Genomic DNA, 9570 nt, shown 5'->3' with positions numbered 1-9570 from the left:
CGGCCAGGCGCACGAACGGGGCGTCGGCGTCGGGTTCGGCGTAGACGGCGACGCTGGCCAGGCCGGCATCGGCTGCGGCCCGGATCACCCGCACTGCAATCTCACCGCGGTTCGCGACGAGCACCTTCGTGATGTGCGCGCTGGCATGACTGGGCACTGAGCCTCCTGTGGTTCGCATGGTCTGTCTCCGCGGTGGCTCCCGTGGGTGTCACCAGCGGTCGTTTACGGCATCACTTCGGAGTCTAAGCACCGAACCGATCCGTGTTGTCACCGGACCGAAATTTCCCGTCAGGGCTGTCCGACGCTCCGCAACCCTACCGAGGGGTAGCTGGTTGAAACCTGTTCCAGTTGCCGGCGGAGGCTCCCGACCCACGTGTGGACGCTCGCGGCAGCGATGTCGTTGCCCGGATAGCGGACCGCCAGATTGACACCTCGGGGGGTGCGATTGATCCAGGCGTACACGTCGTGGGTGTACTGCCGGCTCCTCAGCGCCCGGGCGTTGCGCTCGTGCCAGCGGCCCGCATCGGGCACGAACCGGACGTCCATGTAGGAGACGACGAAGCGAGGCCGGATGGGGATGTCGAGTTCCTTCTCGATGCGGTCGAACGGGACCACCGAGATCGGTTTCGTCCGGGCCACGCTCTCGGCGGCGTCGCGGGCGACGGCGGCGAACTCGTCCGACGTCACCTCGAAGTCGATCGGGCTGAGACCCACGAACCATCCGAGCGCGGACGCCCACTGCGGGGAGTGCCGGGTATGGACCGGAGTGACCGTCCGAAAGCGTTGATGCCCGGCCACTTCCGCCCCGGCCATACCCAGGCACGCGAGCAGGCCGGGGAAGAACCCCACATCCGCCTCGCGGCACACCGAGTTGAACGCCGCAGCCTGGTCGGCATCGAGAATCCAGGCAGACAGGTTCTGCTGGGCGTACGACGTGCGCGGACCGACCTCGAGCGGGAACTCGGGGAGTCCCGGTCCCTCGAGCGCCGAGCGCCACACGTCGAGCGCCTCACGTTTCACCTCGGCGTCGGTGGAGGTCTCACGCTCCTCACGGCCGAAGTCGATGTAGCTGCCGACGGGAAACAGGTTGGCCGTGCGTCCGGACAGTGCTTCCTCGTACAGGGCGGTCAACTCGTGGGCGACGAGCACGATGGAGAACCCGTCGATGATCGAGTGATCGGCCGCGAAGAACACCGTGAATCGGTCGCGTTGGACTGTTTCGAGCGTCGCGAAGACGTACGACGGCCAACTGTGCGGCGACGCGTACTCGTCGAACAGTTGCTGCAGGTGCGCGAAGTTGTCGCCGCCGGCGGCGTCGTACCCGTGGCTGACGACCCCCACGTGCAGCCCGCCCTGCGGCACGGTGCGCCGGTGCACGCGCTCGGTCTCCGCGTCGAACGTCGTGTGCGAGCGCAGCACCTCGTGACGATCGGTCCACTTCTCCAGTGCCGACCGGAAAGCGGTGACGTTCAGCGTGCCGTGGATCTCGAACGCGGTGCCCAGCCAGGATTCGCGACCACCGGAGTCGGAGCACCGGCGCAGGTGCGCCTCGTGGATGTACGAGGCGGGGCGGGGATCGTCCACCCATTCCGAGCGGGCGCACGGTAACCATTCGGTGAGCGCGCCCACCGGAACGGGATAGTCGGCAAGTTCGGTGAATTCCATCAGTAAGTGTTCAAACCCTGCCTAGCCGCGAAGATGCCGCTTGATTCGCGCGAGCATCGCGGACATGCCGCGCAGCCGCAGGGGACTGACGGCGTCGGCGAGCCCGAGCGCGGAATAGAAATCGTCCGGAATGCCGAGGATGGTGGCAGCACTGTGCCCGTCCAGGCCCTGGTGGAGGATCGACGCGAAACCCCGCGTCGTCGGCGCTTCCGCGGGCGCGCTGAAATGCAGCCGCACGTGGTCGGGATCGGAGTCGTCGACCGACAGGAACAACGGAGACTGGCACTCGGGCACCGGTTCCATGGCGTCCTGCTCGAGTTCGGCAGGCAGAGGCGCCAGTTCGCGGCTGAACTCCAGCAGCAACTGCAGCTTGTCCGAGCCGTCGACGGCAGCGAAGTCGTCGACGATCTCGGCAAGCGAATCGGGTAGTTCGGTCATGACGATGCGCCGGGAACGTCTCCCGGCTCTTCACCCCTGACGATCGGAACGCGAACCATGTTGCCCCACTCCGTCCACGAACCGTCGTAGTTGCGGACGGTGGGGTAACCGAGCAGGTGGGTGAGGACGAACCAGGTGTGGCTGGAACGCTCCCCGATGCGGCAGTACGCCACGATGTCGTCGTCGGCGGACACACCGCCGTAGATCTCGTTCAGTTCACCGCGTGAGCGGAACCGGCTGTCGGGGGCTGCGGCCTTGGCCCACGGAATGCTCAGCGCGCTCGGGATGTGGCCGCCGCGCAGCGCCCCCTCTTCGGGGTAGTCGGGCATGTGGGTGCGTTCGCCGGTGTACTCCTGGGGCGAACGCACGTCGATCAGCGGCCCCTTGCCGAGGTGATCGAGCACGTCGTCCTTGAACGCGCGGATCGGGGCGTCGTTGCGCTCGACCACCGGGTAGTCGGTGGGGGAGGTCTCGGGCACGTCGAACGCGGTGTCCCGGTTCTCGGCGATCCACGCGTCGCGGCCGCCGTCGAGGAGACGGACGTCCTCGTGTCCGAACAGCGTGAACACCCAGAGGGCGTACGCCGCCCACCAGTTGCTCTTGTCGCCGTAGATCACGACGGTGTCGTCGCGGCTGATGCCCTTGCGGCTCATCAGGTCGGCGAACTGCTCGCCGTTGATGTAGTCACGGGTCACCGGATCGTTGAGATCGAGGTGCCAGTCGACCTTGACGGCTCCGGGGATGTGGCCGACGTCGTAGAGGAGCACGTCCTCGTCCGACTCCACCACCTTGAGGCCGGGTGTGCCCAGATTCGCGGACAGCCACTCCGTCGACACGAGCCGACCGGGGTTGGCGTACTCGGCGAAGGACTGGGTGGGATCTGGCGCTACGGGCACGGGTGGGCTCCTGGGGCAGATGCGACGGGGACGGCGTCAATTCTAGGCGGACGCCGGAAGTTCTTCCGACCGGCGTTCACACTTACCGGCCGTGGATGGTGAGGGAGCCCGCCCAGGCGCGTAGATTCGCACCCGAACGGAGGCCTCATGCCCGACATCTCGACGCGCGCCGACCTGGAACTGCTGCTCCGGCACTTCTACGGCCGGGCATTCGCCGATCCGGTCCTCGAACCGGCCTTCGAGACGCTCGCGGTGATCGGCCTGGACGACCACCTGCCCGTCATGTGCGACTTCTGGGAGACGGTCCTGCTGCGCACAGGCGTCTACCGAGGCAGCGCGTTCGCCGTGCACCGGGCGCTGCACGGCCGGCACGGATTCACCGACCGGCACTTCGACCGCTGGGTCGAACTGTGGACGTCCAGCGTCGACGAGTTGTTCGCCGGCGACGTCGCGGGGCGGGCCAAGGTCGAGGCAGTCAAGATCGCCGACGCTATACGGCGACGACTGTTCGAGCCCTCCGGCGGTCAGACGACCGGAGTGCCTTCCAGGTTCAGCTGACTGGTCAGCTCCGCGATGGGAGTGACGCCGTTCTCGCAGATGTCGTGCATGATTTCGCGCAGCCGCACCAGGAACTCGGTGACCGCGCGGCGTGCCGTCGGCGTCTCGGGGAACCGCGACCGCAGCGCGAGACCGCGCTGGGTGCGGGAGATCCAGAATTGCGCGTCGTCCGCGACCGTCACGTTGCTGATGTGGTGGGCGTTCAGCTCGTCGTGATCGTCGGTGCCGGGCAGTTTGCGGTAGTCGATGTACGAGACCATGAACACATCCGTGCGGGTGCGGCGGTATCCGTCACCGAGCGCCTCCCGCACCTGGGCCATCGTCACGCCCTTGAGCGTGAGAGCCGTGCGGAACGAGGCGTGGGTGTGCGCCAGGGAGGACTGGAAGTCGCAGTCGGGTGTCAGTTCGACCGTCAGCGGCGCACTCGTCGTGAGCCACCCGATCGCATTGGCCCACTGCGGGTCCTGGCGAATGTGCAGCGGAAACTGCAACGGCATCCGGGAAATGCCGTTGATCGAGTGCACTGCCATGCCCATCGCGGTGAGCGCCCCGGAGAACAGGCTTCCCCCCGAGTCCAGGCAGATTTCCTCGAACCGCTCGGTGTCGGCGGCGCCGAGAAGGGGGCGGACATCCGCTCCCTGTGGTGCGGGCCTGCCCGCCTCGACACCCAGATCGAGCGGGAAACTGGGCGCGGTGCCGCCGCAGCGTTCGTAGAAGCGTGCCCATTCGCGCACCCGGGGGTCGCCGATCTCGGTGACGGGCGTCTCGGCCTCGAGTTCGCAGTACCGCAGGAAGCTCCCGGGATCGCCGAGTTCTTTCGTCAGGTCCGCTTCGGTGAGCGCGGCCGAGCCGCCGAGTCCGATGAGTCGCTGATAGATCTGCCGGAGTTCGCCCAACGCGATGACGAGCGAGTATCCGTCGACGAGAGTGTGATCGAACGCACTGACCACGGTGTAGTGCGAGTCGCGCTCGATGGTGGCGAACAGGTACGCGGGGAACGTCAGCGGGTCGCACGCCTCGGTGAACCGGTACCGCAGGTGGTCGCGGAGTTCGTGCGGTGACGTCGTCGCCGAGGACTCGGACGCGACGACGGTGATGTCTTCGGGGTCGAGATCCACGCGCGCCATCGCATCCGGGCTCACGTCGAAGCCGGTTTGCAGCGTGTCGTGACGCCGGATGAAGTGCACCAGCGCCTGCGTGAGAGCATCCCGGTCGAGTCGCCCGGGAAGGTCGAAAGCTGCTGCCATCCAGACGCTTCGGCCGACGCCGTGGGTGCGGGCGGTGTCGAGATGGAATTGCTGGTTGTACGAAGGCGGCACCGCGGACGGGGAGACCTTGCCCGGCGCGACGGACCATTCCGTCACCAGGCCGGGTTCGAGCATGTACCGGTCGATTGACGTGACGTGCACTACTCCACCCCTGCGGCAGTCGCGGAGTCCGCTGTCGGCGCGAACGATGTCACCGTGTAATCGCCTTCGCGGGCAACGGTTTTCATGATGTTCGACAACCGTTCCGCATATGCGGTCACAGACCGGTGGGCCTCGTCGGTGTCGGGGTGCGAGACGGCCATCCACGTGCCCTCGAGCATGCGGTTGACCCAGATCGACGCGATCTGAGTGGCCTTGCCACCCACGATGCCGGTCGCCCGGGTCGACACGAAGCTCTCGGTCTGCGGCAACCGCCGGCCGTCGATGTACGACACGATCGGAGGCGGTGCGAGCGTGGTGGCGTGTTGCGACATCGCCTCGGGGCCGGCCTGAGCGAGCACGGTGTCGATCACTTGCTGCACGGACACCTCGCCGAGCGCCTTGCCGGACCGGTAGGCGTCCTGCGCGCGCTGGGCCAGTCCCGTGAACGTCGTGGCGTCCTCGAGGGCGAACCCGACCGGAATGAGATTGATGAACCACCCCTGGGACCAGTAGAACTGCGGGTCGTTGCGGGTGGTGAGGGGGGACAGCGCCATGTAGCGGTCGCGCCCGACCAGTTCGTGTTCGGTGATCGCGAGAGCCGCGAACACGCCGCCGATGAAGTTGGAACCGTGGGCCTTGCACACGGCGCCGAACTGCTCGCACTCGTCGGCGTCGGCGAGGTCGAATCGGCTGCCGATGGCCGGCTTCGGTTCGTCGGACGCCCCGAGGTCGAGGGGGAAGCTCGGGAAGGTACCGCCGTTGCGGGTGAGGTGACCGATCCAGCCGTGCACCTCGGGGGAGGCGAGGGTCAGTGTCGCCGCTTTCTCCCGCTCCCGGCGGCTGTACTCCACGTAGCTTCCCGGATCGGGTAGTTCGGGCTCTACGCCGTCGAGTTCGGCCTGATAGATGATCCGCGTCTCGGCGAACGTGAGAATCATCGACTGCATGTCGGTGTGCGCGTGATCGACGGCGTGGAACAGGGTGAAGCTGTCCTCGGGCCCGGGAGCGCCGGCGTCGTGATGTTCCACCACGCCGAACACGAAAGCAGGCCAGGCCAGCGCGCTCGTCTCGTTCGCGAAGCGCGCGGCGACGTGGTCGCGGACCTGTTCAGGGGTGGTGAGGGTCTCGCCCTCGTGTGCGATCAGGGCGATGGAGTCGGCGGGCACGACGTGCCGCTGTACCGCGTTCGCGGTGTCCGTGGGGTCGGCATCCGCGTTCTCGAACGAGAACCAGCTGTGCAGGGTGTCGTGCCGCAGGATGTAGCGCTCGAGAGTGCGGGTCATCGCGGCGCGGTCGAGCCTGCCCGGGAAGTCGAAGGCGATGCCGATCCAGGGGGACTGCGTCTCGCCGTTGTTCGCCGCCAGCCGGGCCCGCCGCAGGTGCCGCTCCTGCATGGTGGTCGGCAGTGCCGGATCCACCGGCGCTTCGACAGCCGCACGTGCACTCGCGTCCGTGACTTTCCACTCGACGACCCGCCCAGGCTCTGGCTTCCAGTGGGTGATCAAGTTCAAGTCCATCGAGCGGCTCCTGGTGTGTCGAATCGGTTGCGAGTTCGGTCGGGTGTGGCACGGACTTCTCGCAACAGGATGCGGCACCGAGTGCCTTACCGCGAGAGGTAAAGAAGTATGAGACTGATTACAGGTCGGTCCCGGTCTAGTCAAGTGTCGGGCAAAAGGGTTCTACGCTGCAAGTTCCTCGCGTAGCATGCAGCAACCTCTGAACGACCTCACAGCGTTCTGTGAGCTTCGAGCCGCTAGCCTGTCCGGATGCCTGTGACGCAGCGTGACGCACTCTATCGAGGCGAACTCGGTCGGTGGGTCCCGTGGCTGGGACTGGCCACCAGCCTCGCCGCCGTGTTCATGCAACTCCTGGACGCGACCATCGTCAACGTCGCGCTCCCGAGCATCGCGGTCGATCTGGGTGCTTCGGTGTCGGCGCAGCTGCTGATGGTGAGCGTCTACACGCTGTCCTTCGCATGTTCGCTGATCACAGCGGCACGACTGGGGGATCTCCTCGGCCGACGACGGGTCTTCCTCACCGCGTTGGCCGTCTTCATCGTTGCCTCACTGCTCTGCGGACTGGCCCAGTCGCCGACCGCTCTCGTGGTGTCGCGGGCGTTGCAGGGTCTCGCGGCGGGGTCGATGTCGGCTCAGACGTTCGCCATCATCTCGGGACTCTTTCCGAAACGCTCGCACCCGCGGGTGTTCGGCATCTACGGCGCGACCATCGGGCTCGCCACCATCTGCGGTCCGCTCGTCGGCGGACTTCTCATCCAGTGGGATCTCTTCGACTGGGGTTGGCGGCTGATCTTCTTCGTCAACCTCCCGATCGGGCTCGCGGCCCTGGTCCTCGGCTACTTCTATCTCGTCGACGCGAAGCCCGACGGCGTCCGCCGTATCGACGTGGGCGGCGCCGTGCTGTCGGCGGCCGGGCTGTTCCTCCTGATCTTTCCGCTCGCGGAGGGCCGGGAACGCGGCTGGCCGACCTCGATCGTGGTGATGCTGCTGTGTTCGGTGCCGGTCCTGATCGCGTTCGTCGTCTACGAGTGGCGGCTGGGGCGCCGCGGCGGCGACCCGGTGCTGCGCCTTGAGTTGTTCACCGACCGCGCGTTCTCGCTCGGCGCGGCCATCGCGTTCGTGTTCTTCGGGACGCTCACGTCGCTGATCTTCACCATCTCCCTCACCCTGCAGTTCGGGTTCGGGTTCTCCCCGCTCAGGGCCGGGGTGATGACGCTGCCGTGGGCATTGGGGACCGGTCTCGCCGCGCTGGCCTCCGCTGCCGTGTACCGGCGCATCGGCAACCTCGTCCTGCCTCTCGGGATGCTGCTCTTCGCCGGCTCCCTCGTCGTGCTGGCGGCGCAACTGCAGCACGAGGGCACCGATCCGCGGTGGTCGGCGCTGGCCGGGCCGCTGTTCATCGGGGGAGCCGGACTCGGACTGTTCGTGGCGCCGCTCCAGACGGCGATCCTCGCGACCGTGCAACCGCAGAACGCGGGGTCGGTGTCGGGGCTGCTCCCGACCGTGCAGCAGGTGGGTAGTTCGATCGGGCTCGCGGTGATCGGTGTCGTGTTCTTCAACCTCGTCGCGACGCAATCGGCGGACGCGGTTCAGGCCGAGCGGCCTGCGCTGACCGCGCAGCTCGCCGAGGCCGGGGTGCCGTCGGCGCTGATCCCGCGTGCCGAGGAGACGTTCGTACGGTGCGCGACGGAGCAACTCGGGTCCACGTCCCCGATGAAGGTGCCCGACGAATGCCGTTCGCCGGCATCCGGCGGTGCGGCGCTCGGCGCCGCTCAGCAGCAGATCGCCGACTCCGCGGTGGTGGCCGCACGGGAATCGACCCGTAATGCAGCGGGCGAGGCGTTTCTCCAGGCAGAACGCCGCATCCTCTGGATCATTGCGGCGGTGGCGGCGGCTATCGGTGTGGCGTCGCTGACGCTCCCGCGCCGGAACCAGCAGGTCGACGAACGGTCAGCCGACGCGGCCTGACGACGCCCACAACTCGGCGACGCCGACCCCGACCTCCGCGAGCAACCTCCGGACGAGCGGCAGGCCGATCCCGATCACGCTGGACGGATCGCCCTCGATGCGGTCCACGAACCAACCCCCGAGGCTGTCGAGGGTGAACGCGCCCGCGACCTGCAGTGGCTCCCCGGTCGCGAGGTAGGCCTCCAGATCGGCGTCCGGCGGGCTCCCGAAATGGACGACGGTGGCGCTGTGATCGTGTGCGTCACTCACCACCGCACCCTCCGCGATCCGCAGGACGCTGTGCCCGGTGAGCAGGGTCGCGCTACGGCCGGCCATCGCCGACCACCGCGCGCGGGCGACGTCGACGGTTCCGGGTTTGCCCTGCAGGGACCCGTCGATCAGCAGCATGGAGTCGCATCCGACGACGACGGCGTCCGAGATCCCGTCCCGTGCGAGAACGGGGAGGACGTCGTTGGCCTTGGCTCGGGCCAGTTCGGTGACGACGTGCTCGGGGGCGGCGTCGGCACCGAGTGCCGCGATGACGGCGTCCTCGTCGACTCCGGAGACTCGCACGACCGGCTCCACCCCGGCGCTGCGCAGGACAGCCAGCCGCGCCGGGGAAGCCGAGGCGAGAACGAAGGACGTCACCGGATCCTGATCAACGCCGGTACTCCGACACGTTCGGGAACGCGTACGGCGAGAACGGGGCGACGCTCCGGTGCATCCGCGTGGGAGCACCCCAGGACTCGGGTGGGAGGTGCGCATCCGGATCACCGCTGCCTGCGGCGGCGACCGCGGACAGCACCGCGACGAGCGCCGCGATCTCCTCGTCGGACGGTGAGCCCTTGACCACCTTCAGGAAAGGCTCACGGGCCGCATCGGCGGCTGCGCCGTCCGTGTCACCCGGCAGGTCGGTGGCCGCACCCTCGGCGAGCGTGGTGTCCGCTGCGGAACCGTTGACTGACGACGTCGCGTCGGAACCGGTCTCGGTGCGCACGTCGTCCTCGGTGATAGCGGTCATAGGGGGATGTTCCCATGCTTCTTGGGCGGGAGGGTGACCATTTTGCGTTCGAGTAGGCGCAGGGCGGCCACGATCTGTCCGCGGGTGTGGGACGGGGGGATGACGGCGTCGACGTAGCC

Annotated in this window: 11 protein-coding genes; 2 read left to right on the top strand and 9 right to left on the bottom strand. The window is 67.7% G+C overall.

Annotation, left to right across the window (positions count from 1 at the left end; genetic code table 11):
* From G9373_RS43770 to G9373_RS43755, 4 genes are all read right to left on the bottom strand, one after another.
* Positions 1-157, bottom strand: a 157-nt coding sequence (locus tag G9373_RS43770; RefSeq protein WP_164066024.1) for a biotin carboxylase N-terminal domain-containing protein, incomplete at its 3' end; no start/stop codon positions are given.
* 131 nt (positions 158-288) lie between these two features.
* Complete coding sequence (locus G9373_RS43765; protein ID WP_005563271.1) at positions 289-1665, bottom strand: condensation domain-containing protein; 1377 nt, start codon at positions 1663-1665, stop codon at positions 289-291.
* 21 nt (positions 1666-1686) lie between these two features.
* Positions 1687-2103 carry a SufE family protein gene (locus G9373_RS43760; protein WP_005239978.1) on the bottom strand — a complete coding sequence of 139 codons (417 nt, stop codon included), beginning with the start codon at positions 2101-2103 and terminating at the stop codon, positions 1687-1689.
* On the bottom strand, positions 2100-2999 hold the full coding sequence (locus tag G9373_RS43755; RefSeq protein WP_005239980.1) for a sulfurtransferase: 900 nt from the start codon (positions 2997-2999) through the stop codon (positions 2100-2102). The genes G9373_RS43760 and G9373_RS43755 overlap by 4 nt, the downstream gene beginning before the upstream one ends.
* Positions 3000-3146: 147 nt before the next feature.
* Here G9373_RS43755 and G9373_RS43750 point away from each other — a divergent pair, with 147 nt between their 5' ends.
* Positions 3147-3557 (top strand): group III truncated hemoglobin, encoded by a 411-nt coding sequence (locus G9373_RS43750; RefSeq protein ID WP_005265283.1) that lies wholly within the window; start codon positions 3147-3149, stop codon positions 3555-3557.
* On the opposite strand, the gene G9373_RS43745 is transcribed toward G9373_RS43750, so the two are convergent.
* Both G9373_RS43745 and G9373_RS43740 read right to left on the bottom strand, forming a co-directional pair.
* The gene (locus G9373_RS43745) at positions 3524-4966 is read right to left on the bottom strand and encodes a condensation domain-containing protein (protein ID WP_054248578.1); all 1443 of its coding nucleotides are present in this window, start codon (positions 4964-4966) and stop codon (positions 3524-3526) included. The two genes, G9373_RS43750 and G9373_RS43745, sit on opposite strands and share 34 nt — an antisense overlap.
* A complete protein-coding gene (locus tag G9373_RS43740) occupies positions 4966-6483 on the bottom strand; it encodes a condensation domain-containing protein (RefSeq protein ID WP_005563274.1) in 1518 nt (505 codons plus the stop codon). Before G9373_RS43740 ends, G9373_RS43745 begins: the two co-directional genes overlap by 1 nt.
* A gap of 249 nt (positions 6484-6732) precedes the next feature.
* On the opposite strand from G9373_RS43740, the gene G9373_RS43735 reads away from it, so the two are divergent.
* Positions 6733-8451 carry an MFS transporter gene (locus tag G9373_RS43735; RefSeq protein WP_005563276.1) on the top strand — a complete coding sequence of 573 codons (1719 nt, stop codon included), beginning with the start codon at positions 6733-6735 and terminating at the stop codon, positions 8449-8451.
* On the opposite strand, the gene G9373_RS43730 is transcribed toward G9373_RS43735, so the two are convergent.
* From G9373_RS43730 to G9373_RS43720, 3 genes are all read right to left on the bottom strand, one after another.
* The gene (locus G9373_RS43730; protein ID WP_005265287.1) at positions 8434-9078 is read right to left on the bottom strand and encodes a Maf family protein; all 645 of its coding nucleotides are present in this window, start codon (positions 9076-9078) and stop codon (positions 8434-8436) included. The genes G9373_RS43735 and G9373_RS43730 overlap by 18 nt on opposite strands.
* 10 nt (positions 9079-9088) lie before the next feature.
* A complete protein-coding gene (locus tag G9373_RS43725; RefSeq protein WP_054248581.1) occupies positions 9089-9451 on the bottom strand; it encodes an acyl-CoA carboxylase subunit epsilon in 363 nt (120 codons plus the stop codon).
* On the bottom strand, positions 9448-9570 hold a 123-nt coding region (locus G9373_RS43720), incomplete at its 5' end, for a carboxyl transferase domain-containing protein (RefSeq protein ID WP_167121067.1). The genes G9373_RS43725 and G9373_RS43720, both read right to left, overlap by 4 nt.

This window comes from Rhodococcus sp. A14 (assembly GCF_011603105.1).
Taxonomy (GTDB): Bacteria; Actinomycetota; Actinomycetes; order Mycobacteriales; family Mycobacteriaceae; genus Rhodococcus_F; species Rhodococcus_F opacus.
The sequence above is the reverse complement of the archived record's forward strand: the minus strand, read 5'-3'. Positions and strand labels throughout refer to the sequence as shown.